At 65.7% G+C, this 21431-nt stretch carries 20 protein-coding genes; 10 read left to right on the top strand and 10 right to left on the bottom strand.

Going from position 1 to position 21431, the window contains the following annotated elements; genetic code table 11:
• The first annotated feature begins 27 nt into the window (after window positions 1-27).
• Together ABIA45_RS01130 and ABIA45_RS01135 are read left to right on the top strand one after the other, a co-directional pair.
• The gene (locus ABIA45_RS01130; RefSeq protein ID WP_271544068.1) at window positions 28-186 is read left to right on the top strand and encodes a hypothetical protein; all 159 of its coding nucleotides are present in this window, start codon (window positions 28-30) and stop codon (window positions 184-186) included.
• 105 nt (window positions 187-291) lie between these two features.
• Window positions 292-1149: an SDR family oxidoreductase gene (locus tag ABIA45_RS01135; protein WP_157283994.1), complete on the top strand. Its 858-nt coding sequence runs from the start codon at window positions 292-294 to the stop codon at window positions 1147-1149.
• 64 nt (window positions 1150-1213) lie between these two features.
• Here ABIA45_RS01135 and ABIA45_RS01140 read toward each other — a convergent pair whose 3' ends face one another.
• On the bottom strand, window positions 1214-1729 hold the full coding sequence (locus ABIA45_RS01140; protein WP_036008066.1) for a ferritin-like domain-containing protein: 516 nt from the start codon (window positions 1727-1729) through the stop codon (window positions 1214-1216).
• 87 nt (window positions 1730-1816) lie between these two features.
• Here ABIA45_RS01140 and ABIA45_RS01145 point away from each other — a divergent pair, with 87 nt between their 5' ends.
• The 5 genes from ABIA45_RS01145 (at window position 1817) to msrA (ending at window position 5904) form a co-directional block, all read left to right on the top strand.
• Window positions 1817-2011, top strand: coding sequence for a hypothetical protein (locus ABIA45_RS01145; RefSeq protein WP_404650904.1), 195 nt, complete (start codon window positions 1817-1819; stop codon window positions 2009-2011).
• Between the two features lie 123 nt (window positions 2012-2134).
• Window positions 2135-2314, top strand: a complete 180-nt coding sequence (locus tag ABIA45_RS01150; protein WP_036008060.1) for a hypothetical protein — start codon at window positions 2135-2137, stop codon at window positions 2312-2314.
• 181 nt (window positions 2315-2495) lie between these two features.
• Window positions 2496-4817 (top strand): molybdopterin guanine dinucleotide-containing S/N-oxide reductase, encoded by a 2322-nt coding sequence (locus tag ABIA45_RS01155; protein ID WP_404650905.1) that lies wholly within the window; start codon window positions 2496-2498, stop codon window positions 4815-4817.
• 21 nt (window positions 4818-4838) lie between these two features.
• Complete coding sequence (locus tag ABIA45_RS01160) at window positions 4839-5261, top strand: OsmC family protein (RefSeq protein WP_036029314.1); 423 nt, start codon at window positions 4839-4841, stop codon at window positions 5259-5261.
• Between the two features lie 127 nt (window positions 5262-5388).
• A complete protein-coding gene (msrA, locus tag ABIA45_RS01165; RefSeq protein WP_036008049.1) occupies window positions 5389-5904 on the top strand; it encodes a peptide-methionine (S)-S-oxide reductase MsrA in 516 nt (171 codons plus the stop codon).
• A 70-nt stretch (window positions 5905-5974) separates the two neighbouring features.
• Here msrA and ABIA45_RS01170 read toward each other — a convergent pair whose 3' ends face one another.
• The 7 genes from ABIA45_RS01170 to ABIA45_RS01200 form a co-directional block, all read right to left on the bottom strand.
• The gene (locus ABIA45_RS01170; protein WP_404650906.1) at window positions 5975-7135 is read right to left on the bottom strand and encodes an MFS transporter; all 1161 of its coding nucleotides are present in this window, start codon (window positions 7133-7135) and stop codon (window positions 5975-5977) included.
• A 117-nt stretch (window positions 7136-7252) separates the two neighbouring features.
• Window positions 7253-8485, bottom strand: coding sequence for a Zn-dependent hydrolase (locus ABIA45_RS01175; RefSeq protein WP_404650907.1), 1233 nt, complete (start codon window positions 8483-8485; stop codon window positions 7253-7255).
• Window positions 8478-9263: an ABC transporter ATP-binding protein gene (locus tag ABIA45_RS01180; protein ID WP_036041970.1), complete on the bottom strand. Its 786-nt coding sequence runs from the start codon at window positions 9261-9263 to the stop codon at window positions 8478-8480. The genes ABIA45_RS01175 and ABIA45_RS01180 overlap by 8 nt, the downstream gene beginning before the upstream one ends.
• Window positions 9260-10033, bottom strand: coding sequence for an ABC transporter permease (locus ABIA45_RS01185; protein ID WP_404539217.1), 774 nt, complete (start codon window positions 10031-10033; stop codon window positions 9260-9262). The genes ABIA45_RS01180 and ABIA45_RS01185 overlap by 4 nt, the downstream gene beginning before the upstream one ends.
• A gap of 61 nt (window positions 10034-10094) precedes the next feature.
• Window positions 10095-11039, bottom strand: coding sequence for an ABC transporter substrate-binding protein (locus ABIA45_RS01190; RefSeq protein WP_271544085.1), 945 nt, complete (start codon window positions 11037-11039; stop codon window positions 10095-10097).
• Window positions 11040-11144: 105 nt separating this feature from the next.
• Window positions 11145-11870, bottom strand: coding sequence for a histidine utilization repressor (gene hutC / locus ABIA45_RS01195; RefSeq protein WP_404650908.1), 726 nt, complete (start codon window positions 11868-11870; stop codon window positions 11145-11147).
• The gene (locus ABIA45_RS01200; RefSeq protein ID WP_404650909.1) at window positions 11867-13225 is read right to left on the bottom strand and encodes a formimidoylglutamate deiminase; all 1359 of its coding nucleotides are present in this window, start codon (window positions 13223-13225) and stop codon (window positions 11867-11869) included. The genes hutC and ABIA45_RS01200 overlap by 4 nt, the downstream gene beginning before the upstream one ends.
• An 87-nt stretch (window positions 13226-13312) precedes the next feature.
• Between ABIA45_RS01200 and hutI the strand changes: the two genes are divergently transcribed.
• The 3 genes from hutI to hutU are packed head-to-tail and all read left to right on the top strand — an operon-like array spanning window position 13313 to window position 17764.
• Window positions 13313-14527, top strand: coding sequence for an imidazolonepropionase (gene hutI, locus ABIA45_RS01205; RefSeq protein ID WP_404650910.1), 1215 nt, complete (start codon window positions 13313-13315; stop codon window positions 14525-14527).
• On the top strand, window positions 14524-16083 hold the full coding sequence (gene hutH, locus ABIA45_RS01210; protein WP_404650911.1) for a histidine ammonia-lyase: 1560 nt from the start codon (window positions 14524-14526) through the stop codon (window positions 16081-16083). The genes hutI and hutH overlap by 4 nt, the downstream gene beginning before the upstream one ends.
• Window positions 16084-16093: 10 nt before the next feature.
• Window positions 16094-17764: a urocanate hydratase gene (gene hutU, locus ABIA45_RS01215; protein WP_404650912.1), complete on the top strand. Its 1671-nt coding sequence runs from the start codon at window positions 16094-16096 to the stop codon at window positions 17762-17764.
• Between the two features lie 7 nt (window positions 17765-17771).
• On the opposite strand, the gene ABIA45_RS01220 is transcribed toward hutU, so the two are convergent.
• A complete protein-coding gene (locus tag ABIA45_RS01220; protein WP_404650913.1) occupies window positions 17772-19781 on the bottom strand; it encodes a putative bifunctional diguanylate cyclase/phosphodiesterase in 2010 nt (669 codons plus the stop codon).
• Between the two features lie 268 nt (window positions 19782-20049).
• Window positions 20050-21183, bottom strand: coding sequence for a hypothetical protein (locus tag ABIA45_RS01225; protein WP_404650914.1), 1134 nt, complete (start codon window positions 21181-21183; stop codon window positions 20050-20052).
• Between the last annotated feature and the right edge of the window lie 248 nt (window positions 21184-21431).

Genomic DNA, 21431 nt, shown 5'->3' on the forward strand with positions numbered 1-21431 from the left:
GGCATTCGCGAGAAACAGGAGGGTGCGTTGAACGATCGCGACGCATTGGATGGTCGCGACGACGTCGACGGCGGCAACCGCCGGCTTGCTGCAGCCTATCCGGGCGTGCCGTTCTCGAATGGGTTCCTGTGGGCGGAGCCCGGCAAGCCTATCGTCACACCCGCTCGGAGGGTGTGTGAGAGATGACGTCGTAATCGGATCTCTGGGGGGCCACGCTGTGCGATGACGGAATCAACGGCAGGAACACTTCCGGCGGCGCTTGGTTAGCGCAGCAAACGCCGGGAGTTGTCCATGACCAATTATCCAAAACCGCCTTATCCTGCGCAGCAGCAGCCGATGCCGGGCTCGACGCGCGCCATGCAGCCGCGACCGGATCACGGCGAGGAGAGTTACAAGGGTGCCGGCCGTCTTGCCGGAAAGAAGGCCATCATCACGGGCGGCGACAGCGGCATCGGCCGCGCGGTGGCGATCGCCTATGCGCGTGAAGGCGCGGATATCGTCATCTCCTACTTGAACGAAGACGAGGATGCGGCCGAGGTCAAGGCGCTGGTCGAGCGGGAGGGACGCAAGGCCGTCCTGATCCCGGGCGATATCAGCAATCCCGAACATTGCCGCGCCATCGTGCGTCGCACCGTGGAGGAGCTCGGCGGCATCGACATCCTCGTCAACAACGCCGCCCATCAGGCGACGTTCAAGGACGTCGCAGATATCAGCGACGACGAATGGCGGCGGACATTCGAGATCAACATCCACGCCATGTTCTATCTGGCCAAAGCCGCGGTCCCCCACATGCGGCCGGGCTCCGCGATCATCAACACGGCCTCGGTGAACTCCGACATGCCGAATCCGAGCCTGCTGGCCTACGCCACGACCAAGGGTGCCATTCAGAATTTCACCGGCGGGCTTGCGCAGATGTTGGCCGAAAAGGGCATCCGGGTCAATGCGGTGGCCCCGGGGCCGATCTGGACGCCGCTGATTCCCTCGACCATGTCGGAGGAAAGGGTCAAGAACTTCGGCAAGCAGGTGCCGATGCAGCGCGCCGGCCAGCCGGCCGAGCTCGCAACCGCCTACGTCATGCTGGCCGATCCGCTTTCGAGCTACACGTCGGGGGCGACGTTGCCCGTCACCGGCGGCAAGCCGTTCATCTGATCCGGGCGAGCACCGTGGCGGCACCGCACTAACGGCGCCGCCACTCTCAATCAGTAGCTTTCAATCACGCCGCGCTGGACGCCTTGGCGTTGACGCCTTTGCGCAGGGCCACCGTGTTCAGCTTGGTGTTGGCGGCCTTCTCTTCGTTCAAATTGGTGGTGAGGAAGCGCACGATGTCGTCGTGGCCGAGCTCTTCCGCCCAGGCGATCAGCGTGCCGTACCGGCACATTTCATAATGCTCCACCGCCTGTGCGTTGGCGACGATCGCGGCGTCCAGCACGGCCTTGTCCTCGATCTCGCCGGCGGTCTCGTCGGCTTCCTTGATCAGGCCGTCGATGGCCGGGCAATGCGTGCCGCTCGGCTCCTTGCCGAGCTTGGCGAAGACCTTGTCGAGGCGCTCGACCTGCTTGTTGGTCTCTTCCAGATGCGCCTTCAGCCCGGCGACGAGATCCCTGTTGGTGGCCTTGTCGATCATCTTCGGCAGCGCCTTCAGGATCTGCTGTTCCGCGTAGTGGATGTCTTGGAGCCCGTGCAGCAGCAGGTCTTCCATCGACTGGATGTCCTTGGTGAAGAATCCCATAAAAGACGTCTCCTTTTCACAATGATGGCAGTGGAACGCGGAGCGGCCGCCGCTGTTCCATTCCCGTGTGCAGATCGGGAGAGCCGAATGAGCGATGGAGTGCATCATTTTGTGGGCCTGCTCGGACGTGCGGCGATGGACGTATGGGGCGACATGCCTCGCGACATCCAGGAGGCACTGTTCGAGACCGCGATGAAGGGCCGCGACACCGAGCGTGAGGAGCTGGCGCGATTGCTGCACGAGCGGCATCCGCGTACGCTGCATCCGGCCCGGCCGGGCTGACGCCGGCGGGCTGGGAACGAACATGCGATCTCCTGATTGGTGAATCGGGTGGCGCCACACGGGCTCCAACGAGGACCGCGCGGGGCGCATCGCCCGAGCCTGTCAACCTGTGAGTCGACCGACGTGACTGAGAATATCGGCAAATGGTACGACCCGATTTCGGAGCGGTGGATCGTGCCTCGCCAACCCCACACCATCGCCGCGTTCGATCGGTCGAGCGCGGAGAACGTGCCGGAGGCGAACAAGAGAGAAGAGACGCAGCGGATCTGGAATCTGCTGGTCGATTGCTGCGCACGTGGATGATGCAGCGTCGGCGCCAAAACGAGCGACATGACGCGCTCGACGACGCTCGGGAGTGTCAACGGCCTTGAGGCTGGCTTTGCGCGGGGCAGGCCAGCGTTCCCGTCAACCCTGATCTCGACGACGTCCGGAGCGGATCGGTATACTACCACCCATGCCGACGCCGCCGGAATAAGGATCAGAGATGGACGATACGATTGGTTTCCCCGACCCCGGTCTTGACCTGTCGGACGGCTTCAAGCCGCACACCTCGCATTGGGGCGTGTTCTCCGCGCGCCAGGGCGCGGCCGGGTTGGAGGTCAGGGCCTATGCGGGCGATCCCGATCCGAACGGCATCATCGACAATTTTCCCGGCGCGCTCCGCCACCAGGCGCGCATCGCCCAGCCGGCAATCCGCCGCGGCTGGCTCGAGCGCGGGCCGGGCCCCGACGATCGCCGCGGCCGCGACGAGTTCGTCTCCGTCAGCTGGGAGAAGGCACTGGATCTCCTTGGCGACGAGCTTGGCCGCATTCGCGACACCCGCGGACCCGGCACCGTGTTCGGCGGCTCCTATGGCTGGTCGAGCGCCGGGCGCTTCCATCACGCCCAGAGCCAGGTGCATCGCTTCCTCAATATCGCGTTGGGCGGCTATGTGCGCTCGGTCAACACCTATTCGTCCGGTGCGTCCTCGATGCTGCTGCCGCAGATCCTGGCCGGCTACGAGGACATCACCAAGCGCAACGTCACCTGGGAGCAGATCGCGGCCGAGACGGACATCGTGCTGGCGTTCGGCGGCATGGCGCTGAAGAACTCCATGGTGGCCGGCGGCTCGATCAGCAAGCATGTCGAGCGCGGCGCCATGGCGGCGGCGCGGGCGCGCGGCTGCGAGTTCATCCTGGTCAGTCCGCTGCGCGACGATCTGCCGGTCGAGGCCGGCGCCGAATGGATGAGTTGCGTGCCCGGCACCGACACTGCCTTGATGCTCGGCATCGTCCATACGCTGGTCAGTGAGAACCTGCACGACCAGGCCTTCCTCGACCGCTACACTGAGGGCTGGGCAATCTTCCTGCGCTATCTCAACGGCGAAAGCGACGGGCAAGCCAAGCACGCCGAATGGGCCGCCGCGATCTCAGGCGTCAGTGCGGATGCGATCCGCAAGCTGGCGCGGCGCCTTGCCGGAAAGCGCGCGCTCATCACCGTCTCCCATTCGCTGCAGCGCGCCGAGCATGGCGAGCAGCCGGTGTGGATGGGCATGGTGCTGGCGGCGGCCCTCGGCCAGATCGGCCTTCCCGGCGGCGGCTATGCCTATTCGCTGGGTGCGATCGGCTATTACGGCCGCCGCGTCAACGACGTGCCGGGACCGACGCTGGGGCAGGGCCGCAACGGCGTAGCCGATTTCATTCCGGTGGCGCGGATCGCCGACATGCTGCTCAATCCCGGCACCACGTATCGCTACAACGGCGAGACGCGCACCTATCCGGATATTCGTCTGGTCTACTGGGCGGGCGGCAATCCCTTCCATCACCATCAGGACATCAACCGCCTGCGCAAGGCCTTCGCGAAGGTGGACACGCTGGTCGTGCACGAGCTCGCCTGGACCGCCACCGCCCGCCACGCGGATATCGTGCTGCCCGCGACGATGACGCTGGAGCGCGAGGACATCGGCTATTCCACCAACGATCCCCTGATGGTCGCGATGCACCGGATCGCCGAGCCGTTCGGGCTCGCCCGCGACGACTACGACATCTTCGCCGATCTCGCCGAGCGTCTTGGGGCGCGCGAGCCGTTCACCGAAGGGCGCACGTCGCGGCAATGGCTGGAGCATCTCTACGAGCCGACCCGCGCATCGCTTGCCAAACGCGGCCTCGAAGCGCCGAGCTTCGAAGAATTCTGGGCGCGCGGCAGCCTGGTCGTGCCGCAGCAGCCCGATGACGGCGGCTGGCTACGCCGCTTTCGCGAGGATCCCATCAATCACGCTTTGCCGACGCCGAGCGGACGCATCGAGATCTACTCGGCCAAGATCGCGGGGCACGGTGATGCGGATTGTCCCGGACATCCGGTCTGGCTCGACAAGACCGATGTTCCCAAGCCGGGGGCACCGTGCTTCCTCATCGCCAACCAGCCCGTGACGCGCCTGCACAGCCAGCTCGATTTCGGCGGACATTCGCTGGGCTCGAAGCATCGCGGCCGTGAGGTCGCGCGCATGAACCCGGTCGATGCACAGGCGCGCGGCATCAAGGACGGTGACATCATCCGCCTGTTCAACGCGCGCGGCGCGTGCCTCGCCGCGGTCCGCGTTACCGACGGCATCGCGCCCGGCGTGGTTCAGCTGCCGACCGGCGCGTGGTACGATCCGATGGATCCGGAAGACGAGGCGCCGCTCTGCGTTCACGGCAATCCGAACGTGCTGACCCGCGACGTCGGCACCTCGTCCCTGGCGCAGGGCTGCACCGGCCAGTTGACGACCGTCGAGGTGGAGAAGTTCACCGGCAATCTACCGCCGATCCGCGCGTTCGATCCGGTTTAGGCAAAACAAGGAGACCTTTGGATGATCCGCAAGGCAACAGCAGTCTGGAAGGGCACTGGTCGCGATGGCACGGGCCATCTGTCGAGCGAATCCGGCGTGCTTGCCGGGACGCCCTATTCGTTCAAGACCCGCTTCGAGAACGAGAAGGGCACCAATCCCGAAGAGTTGATCGCCGCGGCCCATGCCGGCTGTTTCACCATGGCGCTCGCCTTCGGCCTGCAGATGGCGGGTTTCACGCCGGACGAGCTGTCGACCGAAGCCGCCGTTACGCTCGAGCCCGAAGGCAAGGGTTTCAAGATCAGCAAATCCGCCCTGACCCTGCGGGCGAAAGTGCCTGGTCTCGACGATGCCGGCTTCGCCCGGCTCGCCGGCGAGGCCGAGAAGAACTGCCCGGTGTCCAAGGTGCTCAACGCCGCCATCACGCTCGACGCCAAGCTGGTCTAGGGCGAGCGCCTGCTTCCGGTCCATCGGGTCCAGGCGACCGGGTGGGCGTCAACGCGCGGCTTTCGGCCGGGCGGCCGAAAGCCTATATGATGGACAAGCTTTTGAGCGATCATTGGGAGCACATCACATGACGACGGAACGCGCAGTTTTGGCCGGTGGCTGCTTCTGGGGCATGCAGGATCTGATCCGCAAGCAGCCGGGCGTTATCTCCACCCGCGTCGGTTACACCGGTGGGCACGTCAAGAACGCCACCTACCGCAATCACGAGGGCCATGCCGAAGCGATCGAGATCGTGTTCGATCCGGCCAGGACCAGCTTCCGGACCATGCTGGAGTTCTTCTTCCAGATCCATGATCCGACCACGCTCAACCGTCAGGGCAACGATATCGGCACGAGCTATCGATCGGCGATCTTCTACACCAGCGAGGAGCAGAAGCGGATTGCCGAAGACACCATCGCCGATGTCGAGGCGTCCGGCCTGTGGCCCGGCAAGGTGGTGACTGAGGTCGCGCCCGCTCGCGAGTTCTGGGAGGCCGAGCCCGAGCATCAGGACTATCTCGAACGTTATCCTGACGGCTACACCTGCCACTTCATCCGGCCGGGCTGGAAGCTGCCGCGGCGCGCTGCCGCAGTCGGAGGCTAGAGCCTGAAGAAGGTGGCTCGCCGCCTGTGGCGGTCCACCTCCTCATCGGTCAAAGTCGACGCGAGTCCGCTCACGCATCGGCATGCGAGGCCCGGCGCTGCTCCGCGGTGACGATCCCCGCCGTCAACGTGACGAGACCCATCAAGGCGGCCAGCAGCCAGAATGCCAGCGGCAGTCCGCCGAGCTGTGCGACGAAGCCGACGCCGGCAGGGCCGAGTAGGATGCCTGCATAACCTGCCGTCGTGATCGCCGCGACCGCAAGTCCCGTGGGCATCACCGTTTGTTGCGCCGCCCGGCGGAATAGCACGGGCACGAGGTTCGAGGCGCCGAGCCCGATCAGCAGGAATCCGCCGATGGCGGCCGCCGCCACGGGCGCGGTGAGCAGCACCACGAAGCCGGCGATCGCAATGAGGCTGCCCCACAGTAACGTCGTACGATCTCCGATGCGCGCAACGACCGCATCGCCGGCGAGCCGGCCGATCGTCATCGCGATCGAGAACACGATATAGCCGATGCCGCCTTGTGCCTCGCTGACGAGCCCGGCGCCGATCACGAGCAGCGCGCCCCAATCGAGCATCGCGCCTTCGACCAGGAAGGTGATGGCGCCGAGCAGCGCCAGCAGCAGCACCGATCCATGCGGCAGCACGAACAATGGGCCTTCCTGCACCTGCACCGAGCGAAGCAGGCGCGGCCAGGTCACGAGCATCGCGATCAGCATCAGCACGGAGCAGATCAACGTCGAGGCGAGCGCGCCGAGCTGCAGAGAGAGCAGCGCCGTCATCAGCGCGGAACCGGCGAAGCCGCCGATGCTGAACAGGGCGTGGAAGCCGGACATCAGCGGGCGTCGCGCGGCGCGCTCCACCTCCACGGCGTGGATGTTCATGGCGACGTCGATCGAGCCGAGCGCGGCGCCGAACGCAAGCAGCGCCAGCGCCAGCGCCAGCGGCGAGCTTGCGATCGCGAGCAGCGGCAGCACCAGCGTCAGACCGAGTCCGCCCGCGACGATGATCGGCCGGCTGCCATAGCGCGCGCTGAGCACGCCGGTCAGCAGCATCGCCACGACCGAGCCGATGCCGAGGCTGAGCAGGAGCAGGCCGAGAACTCCGTCGTCGACGGCGAGCCGCGCCTTCGCGAACGGCACCAGGGGTGCCCAGCACGCGATGCCGAAGCCCGCAACGAGGAAGGCAAGCCGCGTCGCAAGGCGGGTTGCCGGCCGGTCGGCAGAAGACATGGGAACTCCGGGGAAGCAGGGGAGGAGACGGTCGACAGGCCCGAGGATTGCCGCGGCTTTATGGCAGAGCCCTGCTCGAATGGTCGTGGCAGGCGCTCAACGGCTGCATGCCTCGACCTAGCCCCCGAGGATCCGCCGGCACGCCTCGACGAACACCTCTGCGCCCGTCACGATGTCGGCATCCGCCGTGTTCTCGGTCCAATGATGGCTGATGCCGCCGATCGACGGCACGAACAGCATGCCGGCGGGCATGACGGTTGCCAGCATCTGCGCATCGTGGCCGGCGCCGCTCGGCATGCGGATGGAACGACCACCGGCGACGACGTTGCTCGCGGCCTCGATCGCGTCCTGAAAGCCCGCATTCATCATCGCGGGTGCGCCGGTGCGCAGCTTCGTCACCGTGACGGTGCAGGGGCCATTTGCGCTGGCTTCGTCCGCCATGGTCCGCAGCAATTGCTCCAGCCGCGCGATCACAGACGGGTCGTCGTCGCGGATCTGGAATAGCATCTCGGCGCCACCGGGGATAATGCTCGGCGCGCCCGGATCGAGCGTGATGCGGCCGGTGGTCCAGACCGTGCGCGGGCCGCAGGCCGTCGGGAAACGTTCGTCGATCGCGACGCAGAACTTGGCCAGCGCCAGGCCCGCATCCTTGCGCACCGCCATGCGCGTGGTGCCGGCATGGTTCTGCTCGCCGGTAAAATTGATCTGGTACTGCCAGATGCCGACAATGGACGTCACGACGCCGATCGCCAGCTGCCCGCTTTCGAGCGTGTCGCCCTGCTCGATATGCGCCTCGAGATAGCCGACGTGCCGTCCCGGCTCGGCAGTGATGCGCGGACGCCCCGCCAGCCCCATGTCGGCAAGGGCATCGCGCATGGTGCGGCCGCTGGTGCGGTCGCGGGCCGCGTCGATGTCGGCCTCGCTCACCTGTCCGACATAGGAGCGCGAGCCGAGGAAATGACCGAAATGTCCCTCCTCGTCGCACCAGGCGGCAACTTCCACCGCGCCGTTCAGGGAAGCGTCGGCATTCAGCACGCGCGCCGCCTCGAGCGCATAGACGACGCCGAGCGGGCCGTCGAGCCAGCCGGCATAATTCTGGCTTTCCAGGTGCGAGCCCGCCAGCAGCTTCGGCCCCGACTTCGTGCTCGTCCCGAACACATTGCCGATGCCGTCAATCGTCGCGGATAGCTCGGCCTCGGGCAGCTTCTGGACGAGCCATTCCAGCGATAGCTTGTGCGGCTCGGAGAAGGTCGGCTTGTGCACGCCGGTCTTGTAGGCGCCAAAGGCGCGCAGTGCGTGGAGGTCGGCAAGAACGCGATGGCCGTCGGCGCGGGGCTGGGTGTCAGGCATGTTCGGCAACCTTCAGCGCCTCGGTGCGGATCTCCTCGACCAGCCGTTCCTTCAACTGGACGAATTCCGGCGTGGTCTTGATCTTGTAGGAGCGGGGATGCGGCAGGTCTACATGAATGTCCGCCTTGATGCGGCCGGGGCGCGCGCTCATGACGATGACGCGGCTGCCGAGGAAGATGGCTTCCTCGATGTCGTGAGTCACGAACAGCACCGTCTTCTGGTCGCGCTCCCAAATCCCGAGCAGCATTTCCTGCATCAAAGCGCGGGTCTGATTGTCGAGCGCGCCGAACGGCTCGTCGAGCAGCAGGATTTTCGGGTCGTTGGCGAGCGCGCGTGCGATCGCGGTGCGCTGCTGCATGCCGCCGGAGAGCTGCTTGGGCCAATGGTTTTCGAAGCCGGACAGCCCGACCTGGCGGATGAAGGCATCGGCGATCTTGTGTCGCTCCGCCTCGGACACGCCGCGCTCGCGCAGGCCGAAGGCGATGTTCTCGCGCACCGTCAGCCAGGGGAACAGCGTGTAGGACTGGAACACCATGCCGCGATCGGCGCCCGGGCCGGTCACTTCGCGTCCGTCGAGCGTGACGCGGCCGCCGGTCGGACGGTCGAGGCCGGCGACGATGCGCAGCAGCGTGGACTTGCCGCAGCCGGAGGGACCGAGGATGGTGACGAAGTCGTTGTTGCCGATGGTGAGGTCGGTCGGCTCCAGCGCCCTGGTCGGCGCGTTGCCGTGGCGCGCGGGGAAGGTGCGCGAGACCTGCTCGATCCTAAGAATCGTCATGCGAGCTTCCAGGGAAACAGCCAGGCATTGAACGCCTTGAACAGGAAGTCCGAGATCAGGCCGATCAAGCCGATCACGATGATGCCGAAGATGATCTGGCCGGTGTTGAGCAGCGCCTGGCTGTCGGTGATCATATGACCGATGCCCGAGGACGAGCCGATCAGCTCGGCGACGATGACGTAGGTCCAGGCCCAGCCCAGCACCAGCCGCAGGATTTCTGCGATCTCCGGCGCGGAGGAAGGCAGCAGCACGCGGCGGATGATGCCGCGGTCGCTGGCGCCCAGCGTGTAGGCGGCCTCGACCAGATCGCGCCGCGTGGCGCCGACCGTCACCGCGACCATCAGGATGACCTGGAACACCGAGCCGATGAAGATGACGAGCAGCTTTTGCAATTCGCCGATGCCGGCCCACAGAATCAGCAGCGGGATGAAGGCCGAGGCGGGCAAATAGCGTGCAAATGAGACGAAGGGTTCGAGGAAGGCTTCGACCGGCTTGTAGGCGCCCATCAGCACGCCGAGCGGCACCGCAATGATCGCCGCGAGCGCAAAGCCGCCGACGACGCGCCAGATCGTCATGCCGATGTCGAACAGGAAGCCGTGCTTGGTGAGCAGCTCGAGGCCTTCCTGCACCATGGTGAGCGGATTGGCGAGGAAAGTCTTCGACACATGGCCGCCGAACGTCGCCCACGACCAGAGGGCGACGAACAGCACGAAGAACGCCAGGCCATATGCCGCACGTTGCTTCGATGTCACGGGATCCAGGGGACGCATCAAACTGTATCCGAATGGTGCGCCGGCTCCGCCTGAGGCGGAACCGGCAGCTTGGCGAAAGTTACTTGATGAAGCTCGCGTCGTAGAGGTCCTCGACCTTCGGCACGGCCTTGATGATGCCGATCTCGAGCAGGAGCTCGGCGGCCTCCTTGTTGAAGGTCAGGAAGTCGCCGGCGAAGAACTTCTGGTTCGCCGCCTTGTCCTGCCAGCGCAGGTATTTCGCCGAGTTGCCGAACTGCTCGGCGGTCTGCTTCACGTCGGCGCCCATGATCTCGTAGGACTTGGCCTGGTCCTTGGCGATCATCTCGAGCGCCTCGAAGTAGCTGTCGGCGAGCGCCTTGGCCGCCTTGGCATTCTCCGTCAGGAACTTCGGCGTGCAGCCGAACGTGTCCATGACCATCGGATAATCCAGCGTGGTGGCGATGATCTTGCCCTTGTCCGGCGCGGCACGCACGGTCGACAGATATGGCTCATAGGTCATCGCTGCATCGTTCTGGCCGGAGACGAAGGCCTGCGCGGCCGCCGCCGGCTCGAGGTTCACGACGGTGACGTCCTTCGTGGTGAGGCCGTTCTTCTTCAGCATCCAGGCCAGCGCGAAATAAGGCGAGGTGCCCGGCGCGGAGGCGGCGACGGTCTTGCCCTTCAGGTCCTTGATCGCGGCGATGTCGTTGCGCACGGCCATGCCGTCGGCGCCGTAGCTCTTGTCGAGCTGGAAGATCTGCTTGGTCGCAACACCGTTGGCGTTCCAGGAGATCCAGGTCTCGACCGTGGTCGCCGCACACTGGATGTCGCCGGAGGCGATGGCGAGATGGCGGTCCTTCTGCGGGATCTTCTTGATGGTGACGTCGAGGCCGTTCTTCTTGAAGATGCCGGCCTCCTTCGCCAGCGTCAGGGGCGCGAAGCCGGTCCATCCGGAAATGCCGATGCCGACCTTGACGTCCTGGGCGAGCGCCGGAGTGGAGGCCGCGAGAGCAATGATTGTCGCAAATACTGTCGAATTACGCATGATTATCGTCCTCTTGCCGATCGATGGTTTGACGTCCTGTTGATCTCTGCCGGCCCATATGGGCGGTTCCGCGAAGCGTTGCACGATTTGTGCCGACATATCCTCTCAGCCTCCCTTGAATCGCGCGACAAGGCGGTGAGAGTCACCGGGATAGAGCAGGCGCACGGCGGTGATCGTGCGTGCGCTGCGCCAGGTATAGCGGTCGATCACGAGACAGGGGGCGCCGACGGCGATCGCGAGCGCTTCCGCCGCGCGGTAGTCCGCAACGATGGCGCTGATCGTGTGCTCGGCCTCGGTCCATGGGACATGGTGAAGCAGCCAGGAGCCGGGCGGCTCGCGCGAGAAATCCGCGGTTGCGGCGTCAGGAACGGACGAGAGATCGATCAGCCTGTCCTCGACCGCGAACGGGACCTTGTCGGCGCTATGCCGGCAGGTGATCGCGATCACCTTGTTGGCCTTCTTCACGCCGAGCCGGTCGCGATCGGCGGCCGTCGCCGCGCGCAGCTTGCGGCCGATCAGCTCGTAGCCGTAACTGCGCCCGAGCGCGGTGATCTCGGCGCGAATGTCGGCGATCTTGAGCACCGCCGACTGATGCTGCGGCCGGCGCACGAACGAGCCGGCGCGCCGCCGCCGCTCGATCAGATCGGCCTGCGCCAGCTCAGACAGCGCCTTGTTCACGGTCATGCGCGAGCAGCCGTAGCGCGCGACCAGTTCGTGCTCGAAGGGAATGCGATGGCCGGGCGGCCACTCGCCGGTCAGGATCCGCTGCTCGATGTCGGCGCGGATGCGCTTATAGAGCGTCGGCTTGTCGGCATCGGTGACGAGGCTCATGCGACGAGCCTCCGCATCGATGCGTTGAAGCGTTCGCGTGCGGCTTGGCGCAATCCATGCTGACCGCCCTCGACCACCTTGCGGCCGCTGGCCCAGACGCAATCCACGGCGGCGCCGCCGGCGGCGAAGATCCAGCCGTCGATGATAGCATCCTGCGCGCGTCCCGCCAGCGATGGATGCGCCGTGTCGAGCGTGATGATGTCGGCGCGTGCGCCGGGCACAAGGCCGATGGCCGGTTGTGCCAGCGCTCGCGCGCCGCCGGCGAGCGCCCCGTCGAACAGCGAGCGTCCCGTCGAGCGGCCTGCGCCGCCGGAGAGGACGTTGCGCTGGCGGTGCTTGAGCCGCTGACCATATTCGAGCTGGCGCAATTCGTCAGCGGCGCCGATCAACACGTTGGAATCGGTACCGACGCCGAAAGAGCCGCCGGCGTCGACAAACTCCCGCGCCGAAAAAGTGCCGTCGCCGAGGCTCGCTTCCGTAATGGGACAAAGGCCCGCCACCGCACCGGTCTTGGCGAACGCCGTCACTTCCTCACTCGTCATGTGGGTCGCGTGAATGAGGCACCAGCGTTGATCGACGGGCGCATGCTCCAGCAGCCATTGCACCGGACGGCGGCCCGACCAAGCGAGGCAATCCTCGACCTCCTTCACCTGCTCGGCGGCATGGATGTGCACCGGCCCGCCCTCGGTGAGTGGAATGATGGCGGCGAGCTCGTCCGGCGTCACCGCGCGCAAACTGTGCGGCGCGACGCCGATATTGGCGCCGGGCAAGGCGCTGATCGCCTGGCGCGACGCCGTCATCAATGCGGCGAACTGATCGACCGAGCAGATGAAGCGGCGCTGCCCGGCATGCGGCGCTGCGCCTCCAAACGAGCCATGCGCATAGAAACTCGGCAACAACGTCAGCGCAATGCCCGAGGCTTCGGCCGCCTGTGCAATCCGCGCGGCCATCTCGGCGGGGTCAGCGTAGGGCGAGCCGTCGCGATCGTGGTGCAGATAATGGAATTCGCCGACGCGGGTAAAACCCTGCTCGAGCATCTCGACATAGAGCAGCGTCGCCACAGCCGCGACGTCGTCGGGCGTCATCGCCAGCGCAAAGCGATACATCGTCTCGCGCCATGTCCAGAAGGTGTCGGTGGAATCGCCGCGCAATTCGGCAAGGCCCGCCATGCCGCGCTGGAACGCGTGGCTGTGCAGGCTCGCAAGTCCCGGAAGCGCGATGGCATGGCGCTCGTCGCCCGCGGCCGGCGCCACGCCCGGTGTCACCGCCGCGATCGCGCCGGCGGTGATCACCACCTGCACGTCATTGGCCCAGCCCGAAGGCAGGAGCGCGGAAGCGAAATGCAGTCGGGTCATGATCTACACGCCGGCTGGACAGAACCGTCTTACGATTATATGTCTATACATATAAGTCAAGCATCCCCTGGGCGAATGGATACCCGCATGGCAGAGCGCTTCGACCGGATCTGGCACAATGCCCGCCTCGCGACGATGCGGGTCGATCGTCCCGATCTTGGCGAGATCGAGCATGGTGTCATCGCCGCACGCGGCGGCCGCATCGCCTATGCCGGCGCGAAAGCGGACTTTCCGCTCGACGCTGACGCGATCGAGCGGATCGATTGCGAGGGGCGCTGGATCACGCCCGGTCTCGTCGACTGCCATACTCATCTTGTCTATGGCGGCAACCGCGCGCACGAATTCGAGCTGCGCCTGAAGGGGGCAAGCTACGAGGAGATCGCGCGCGTCGGCGGCGGCATCGTCTCGACCGTGGCGGCAACGCGCAAGGCGAGTGAAGCCGAGCTCGTCGCAGGCGCGCTGCCGCGGCTCGACGCGCTGATCGGCGAGGGCGCCACGACCGTCGAGATCAAGTCCGGCTACGGCCTCGACACAGAAACCGAGATGCGCCAGCTCGCGGCTGCGCGCAGCCTCGGCCGTGAGCGGCCGGTTACGATCCGCACGTCGTTCTTGGGCGCGCATGCGCTGCCGGTCGAGGCGGGTGGCGACAAGGATGGTTACATCGATCTCGTCTGCAAGGAGATGCTGCCGGCGGTCGCAAACGGGGGCCTCGCCGATGCCGTCGATGCCTTCATGGAGGGCATCGCATTCTCCGCCGAACAGACTGCGCGGGTGTTCGAAACGGCGAGGGGACTTGGACTGCCGGTCAAGCTCCATGCTGACCAGCTCTCGAATCTCGGCGGCGCTGCGCTTGCGGCGAAATTCTCGGCGCTCTCGGCCGATCATCTCGAGCACACCGACGAGGCCGGTGCTGCCGCAATGGCGAGGGCCGGCACGGTGGCGGTGCTGTTGCCCGGCGCGTTCTACTTCATTCGCGAGACGCAGAAGCCCCCGGTCGAGACGTTCCGCAAGCATAACGTTGCCATGGCACTGGCGACCGACTGCAATCCCGGCAGCTCGCCACTGACCTCGCTGCTGCTCGCGATGAACATGGGCGCGACATTGTTCCGGATGAATGTGGCCGAGTGCCTCGCCGGCGTCACCCGTGAAGGCGCGCGGGCGCTCGGCCTCCTGCATGAGACCGGCACACTGGATGCCGGCAAATGGTGCGATCTCGCGATCTGGGATATCGAGCGGCCCGCCGAGCTGGTCTACCGCATCGGCTTCAATCCGCTGCACAAGCGGGTATGGAGGGGGCAATGACGAGGCAGGAAACGGCGATCGTCGTCAAGCCGGGAACGGTGAGCCTCGACGATCTCTCACGCGTGCTCGAAGGCGCCCCCGTCGTGCTCGATCCTTCGTTCTGGCCACGTGTCGATGCGGCTGCGCTGATCGTTGCGCAGGCCGCGCAGGCCGACGTCCCCGTCTACGGCATCAACACCGGCTTCGGGAAACTGGCGTCCAAGCGCATTCCGCCGGACCAGACCGCGCTGCTCCAGCGCAACCTCATCGTCTCGCATTGCTGCGGGGTCGGCCAGCCGACGCCGGAGCCCATCGTCCGCCTGATGATGGCGCTTAAGATCGTCTCGCTCGGCCGCGGCGCTTCCGGCGTGCGCCGCGCGGTGATCGAGCAGTTGCAGGACATGCTGGCCCGTGGCGTCTATCCGCTGGTGCCGCAGCAGGGCTCGGTCGGCGCCTCCGGCGATCTGGCACCGCTTGCGCATATGACGGCCGTGATGATCGGCCAAGGGCAGGCGATCATCGAAGGCAAGATCGTATCCGGCAGCGAGGCACTCGCCGCCGCCGGCCTCACCCCGCTGACCCTTGGGCCCAAGGAAGGCCTCGCGCTGATCAACGGCACGCAATTCTCGACCGCCTACGCGCTATCGGGCGTGCTGCGTGCATATCGCCTCGCCCGCGCCGCACTCGTGACCGGCGCGCTGTCGGTGGATGCGGCGATGGCGTCAACGGCACCGTTCCGCCCCGAAATCCAGGCGCTGCGTGGCCATGCCGGCCAGATCGCGGCGGCCGCGACGCTGACCGCGCTGCTCGACGGCAGCGACATCCGCCTCTCTCACCTGGAAGGCGACGAGCGTGTGCAGGATCCCTATTGCCTGCGCTGCCAGCCACAGGTTGCCGGTGCCGCGCTCGATCTGATCACGCAGGCGGCGCGCACGCTGATCGTGGAGGCCAATGCCGTCACCGACAACCCGCTGGTGCTGGTCGAGACCGGAGAGATCGTCTCCGGCGGCAATTTCCACGCCGAGCCGGTGGCGTTTGCCGCAGATGCCATCGCGCTCGCGCTGTCGGAAATCGGTGCGATCAGCGAGCGGCGCATCGCGACGCTGGTCGATCCCGCGCTCAATTTCGGACTGCCGCCGTTCCTCACGCCAGATCCCGGCATCAATTCCGGCTTCATGATCGCCGAGGTGACGGCGGCCGCGCTCTATGCCGAGAACAAGCAGCGTGCGCTCGCCTGCTCGATCGATTCGACGCCGACCAGCGCCAATCAGGAAGACCATGTCTCGATGGCCGCGCATGCTGCGCGGCGCCTGTCCGACATGGCCGACAATCTCGCCGCCATCCTCGGCATCGAGCTTCTGGTCGCGGCTCAGGGCATCACGCTGCGCGCGCCGCATGCAACCAGTGCGCCACTGGTCGCCGTCATTGCCGCGTTGCGCGAGCAGGTGCCCGCACTGGGCGCCGATCGCTACATGGCCGGCGATCTCGCCAAGGCCGCTGCATTGATCGAGGCCGATGCGCTTCCAGCTGCCGCGCTCGCCCAGCTTCCCACCGATCCGTTTCCGAGACTCGTCTGAAGAGGCCCACATGAACCGCCGACTGGACAATGACCGCACCATCCGCGCTCCCCGCGGCAGCGACATCAGCGCCAAGAGCTGGCTCACGGAAGCGCCGCTGCGCATGCTGATGAACAATCTCGATCCTGACGTCGCGGAACGTCCGAGCGAGCTCGTCGTCTATGGCGGCATCGGCCGCGCCGCGCGCGACTGGGAGAGTTTTGACCGGATCGTTGCGGCCTTGCGCAAGCTCGAAGCCGACCAGACGCTGCTGGTGCAGTCCGGCAAGCCGGTCGGCGTGTTCCGCACCCATGCCGATGCACCGCGCGTGCTGATCGCGAATTCCAACATCGTACCGCATTGGGCGACGCTCGATCATTTCAACGAGCTCGATCGCCAGGGCCTGATGATGTACGGACAGATGACGGCGGGCTCCTGGATCTATATCGGCAGCCAGGGCATCGTGCAGGGCACCTATGAAACCTTCGTCGAGGTCGGTCGGCGTCATTACGGCGGCAGCCTCGCCGGCAAATGGATTCTCACGGCCGGCTTGGGAGGCATGGGCGGGGCGCAGCCGCTGGCGGCGACCATGGCCGGCGCTTCGATGCTTGCGGTCGAATGCCAGCCGAGCCGCATCGAGATGCGCCTGCGGACCGGTTATCTCGACCGGCAAGCCGCAACGCTTGATGAAGCGCTCGCGATCATGGCGGACGCCGCGAAGACGAACAAGGCGGTCTCGGTCGGCCTGCTCGGCAACGCCGCGGAGATCTTCCCTGAGCTGGTGCGCCGCGGCGTCAAGCCCGACATCGTCACCGACCAGACCAGCGCGCACGATCCCATCAATGGCTACTTGCCGAAGGATTGGACGCTTGCCGAATGGGAAGCCAAGCGCGCGTCCGATCCGAAGGCAGTGGAGCGCGCTTCGAAGACATCGATGGTCGAGCATGTCCAGGCCATGCTGGATTTCCACGCCCAGGGCATTCCGACGCTCGACTACGGCAACAACATTCGCCAGATGGCGCAAGATATGGGCCTGAAGAACGCGTTCGATTTTCCCGGCTTCGTGCCCGCCTATATCCGCCCGCTGTTCTGCCGCGGCGTCGGGCCATTCCGCTGGGCCGCGCTGTCGGGCGATCCCGAGGACATCTTCAAGACCGATGCCAAGGTCAAGGAGCTGATGCCTGACGACAAGCATCTGCACAATTGGCTCGACATGGCAAAGGCGCGCATCAAATTCCAGGGCCTGCCGGCACGCATCTGCTGGGTCGGCCTCGGCGATCGCCATCGCCTCGGCCTTGCTTTCAACGAGATGGTGGCGCGTGGCGAACTGAAAGCGCCGATCGTGATCGGCCGCGATCATCTCGACAGCGGCTCGGTGGCGAGCCCCAACCGCGAGACCGAGGCGATGAAGGACGGATCGGATGCCGTCTCCGACTGGCCGCTGCTCAATGCGCTGCTCAATTGCGCCAGCGGAGCGACCTGGGTGTCGCTGCATCATGGCGGCGGCGTCGGCATCGGCTATTCGCAGCACGCGGGCATGGTGATCGTCGCCGACGGCACGCCCGAGGCTGCGAAGCGGATCGAGCGCGTGCTGTGGAACGATCCCGCCACCGGCGTCATGCGCCACGCCGATGCAGGCTACGACATCGCGATCGAGTGCGCGCGCGACAAGGGGCTCGATCTGCCGAGCCTGGCGGAGTAGACGAGGCTCAGGCCACGACCTTGGTCCCGGTGCCGTCGAGGCGCCGGCTCTCCTTCGCAAGATGGTCGCCGATCGCATCGGCCGGCATCGGCTTGGCGAAATAGTAGCCCTGGATGAAGTCGCATCCCAGGCGGCGCAAGGTGTCGAGCTGAGCACGCGTCTCGACGCCCTCGACGACGCAGGCGATCTCCATGTCGTCGCAGAGACCGGTGAGCGATTTGATGATCTTGTGGCTGACGGGATTCTCGTTGATGTCGGAAACGAAGCTGCGGTCGACCTTGATCTTGTCGAGCGGCAACCGGTGCACGTGGCTCAACGACGAATAGCCGGTGCCGAAATCGTCCAGCGAAATGCCGCAGCCCATTGCCTTCAGCGTTGCGATCGATTGCTGTGCGCGGACGAAGTCGAAGGTGACGGCGGTCTCGGTGATCTCGAAATCGATCCGGTGCGGCGGCAGCCCGCTCTTCTCGATGATAGAGATCAGCGGCAGGATGCCCTCCGCCGCACAGACATCGTGGGCTGAGAGATTGAACGACAGGCGGATGTGATCGGGCCATGTCCTGGCGATGGCGAGCGCGCGCACCAGCAGCGCTTGCGTCAGCGGCCGGATCAGTCCGATGCGCTCGGCGGCCGGAATGAAATCGGCCGGGGAGACCAGGCCGAGGCGGGCGTTGCGCCAGCGCGCCAGGACCTCGAAGCCGGCGGTGTGCTCGCTCATAGCATCGACGATCGGCTGGAACACCAGGTCCATCTCGGTGCCGAAATCGGCGGTGCGCAGCAGATTCTCGATGACTCCGCGACTGCGGATCTCAGCCTCGAGCTCGCTCGAGAAGATCACGGTGCGGCCGCGCAGATGGCGCTTGGCGTGATAAAGTGAATAGTCGGCGCATTCATAGAGTGCTTCCGCGGTCGTTGCCGATTGGGGAAACGAGGCAAAGCCGATCGAGCAGGACAGCCCGGTATGGGCAGTGTCGAGCTGGTAGGGAAGCCTGACCTGGTCGCCAATGCGCTGGCCCAGCCGCAGCAGGTCTGCATCGTCGGGGTCGCCGCAAACGACAAGGCCGAACTCGTCGCCGCCTAATCGGGCGAATTCGACCCGCTGCGGACCAAAGCCCTCGCACACCTCGCGGATGCGGCGGCCGGCCTCGATCAGGACGCGGTCTCCGACCGAATGGCCGTAATTGTCGTTGATCGGCTTGAAACCGTCGAGATCGATGATGCCGACCGCGATCCGAACGTTCCTGCGTTCGGCATCGGTGAAGGCGCTCGACAGCTCGGCGAAGAAGCGGCGGCGGTTCGGCAGCTCGGTGAGTGAATCGAGATTGGCAAGGCGGAAGTTCTCGTCAGAGAGCGCCTGCGTTGCCGCCTGTTGCGCGAGCAGCGACTTGCGGCTGGCGACGAGATCGGCGAAGTCGCGATAGTAGATGAACAGCACCGTCACCATCGCGCCGGAAACCAGGAGGTTGTTGACCGCGATCGCCTTCAGCGTCGGCTCGCCCGTGGCGAAGAAGAACAGCACATAGGGCACGTCGACGATCAGCGTCACGATCAGCGCCGCCGAGCGCAGATGCATCAGCGAGAAGATGCAGCCGATCACGGTGACCGCCATGTAGAACGCGACCTGGCTCTTGGCGAAGGGATCGCCGTAGGGGTAGAGCGCGAAGGACCAGGCGGTGAAGCCGGCACCGATCGGCAGGGTCAGCCAGTTGGTGGCGCGCAGATTGCGCAGGATGTCCGCATCGCTGCGCACCAGCCGGCGCTGGCGTAGCCACCAGAAAGTCCGTAAGGCCGCGAGCACCGTCAACACGGCCGGCACGATCATCGTCAGCCAGTCCGGCGCCACGTTCACATAGGTGTAGGCGACCGCAATCGTGTTGCTGATGAGGATGAAGTAGAGCAGCGGGATCTGCTTGGAGAAGGCGTCGAATTGCGCCCGCGTCAAGTCCGGATTGTCGGCAGGAACGCGAAACAATCGCATCGCGGCGGCAAGATGAGATTTCAAATCGGCAATAGGCATTGCAATACGAGCCCCAGACCCCCTGAAAAACGTGGGCAATCTTGCACGGCAGGGGTAAAGGGCCCGTTAGATCAATTCTGGCCCGGGCAGGCCAGCACTGGTTGCGCGCTGCCTTACGATTTTCCGATCGCGTGCATTGGTGAGGTCCCGTTAAGGATATCCGGCCGCAGCGTGCGCACGTCTCAGGCACAGATCGCCCGAAATCGCTGCAGCTACCGCCTGCTATCGCCCATGCGCGACATCAGCCTAGCACATGGCCACGGTCGGATCAGGCGAGGACGGCCTGGCGCTCGCGCGCCGGTTCGCGGACGCGCTCGCTCGTCCGCGGCTCGGCAAGCTGCGTGAAGCTCCGATGGCTCGCCTGAACCGGTGCCTCGACGATCACGCCCTCACAGACGATCTGTCCGCCGAGCATCCTGAATTCCAGCTTGTCGTAGCGCGGCATTGTCTCGCCGGGTGCCGGGGGCAGCAGCCCGATGCTTCCCTGGATGTTCAGCGCGGCTTCGCCGGTGCCGTGCAGCCGCGGATTCCACATCCTGATTCCGCTCTCCGCCCAGCGCTGCCGGATCAGCGCCGCGCGGTCGGCGGGCTCTGCGGCTCTCGCGCGAACTTTCGGGACGTTGCGGATCTCTGGCGAAGGAGACGCGAGAGCCGGAGCCGGCTCGATGTCGGTGACACCGCTCAAGGAGTTGTTAGTCGCCGCAGCGAGCGGAACATCGTTTGTAGGGACTTGCGGGCTTTCGACAACGAGCGCCGGTTCGCTGTCGGCGCTGGCTTCGGAGGCATCAGTCGTGACGCTATCGGCCTCGGCGCGGAGAAGCTCGACTTCTTCGACGGCGACCGGATCGACGGCGGCGGAAACGTCGGGCGAGGAGGCTGCCTCGATGATGACATCAGGGACATCAGTCAAGGCGGTCGCGACCTCCGCCGACGAAATCACAACCTCTTCTACGACGGCGGAGTCGACCTCTGCAGGAATCTCAGCAGGCGATGCATCATCGTCAACGATGGCGAGATCAGAGGCTGCAACTGGCTCGCTCTCCGCACCGGCCGATGCAGCCAGCACCTCCTCGGAGGTTGGCGGCGTCGCGGGCGCCTCGATTTCCGGCACCGTCGCCGGAGAGGAGTCCCCGCTGATACGGATTTCGTCGGACGGATTCTCAGCGACGACAGACACAGCCGCATCGTTCTCCGCGACCAGAGCCTTAGTGGCGGGGGCAGCGTCGTCGCGCACCGGGGCGGTGCTGATCTCGGCGCTTGGAGCTTGAGCCGGGACCTCGACGTCTTCGATGATGGCGGGCGAAGCGTCCGTGGCGGTCGGCGCGACCTCAATGTTGCCGCTGTGCGGCACAGGCCGGAGTCGGGAAAACGCCCAGTTCACCGCAGGGATGCGGCGCAGCAACGATATCAGTCTCGAAAGCACTGGGAGTTGTCCAAGAGGTGCTCGGCGTGAGGCAATCGCTGATTCGTCAGCAATGTGAAAACCTGCCCCGGCCGTCACATCCGTGTCAATGTAAGGTGGACCAATTGCAGAACATCCGCGCATCCAGCGCGCATCCGCCCGAGTTACGCAACCCGCACAGCAGCCGATGATGCAATAATACCCCTGTTTTGCCCGACGCCGCAAGCGCGTCTTCGGTAACACCGAAA

The organism is Bradyrhizobium sp. USDA 336 (genome assembly GCF_044908355.1).
Taxonomy (GTDB): Bacteria; Pseudomonadota; Alphaproteobacteria; order Rhizobiales; family Xanthobacteraceae; genus Bradyrhizobium; species Bradyrhizobium yuanmingense.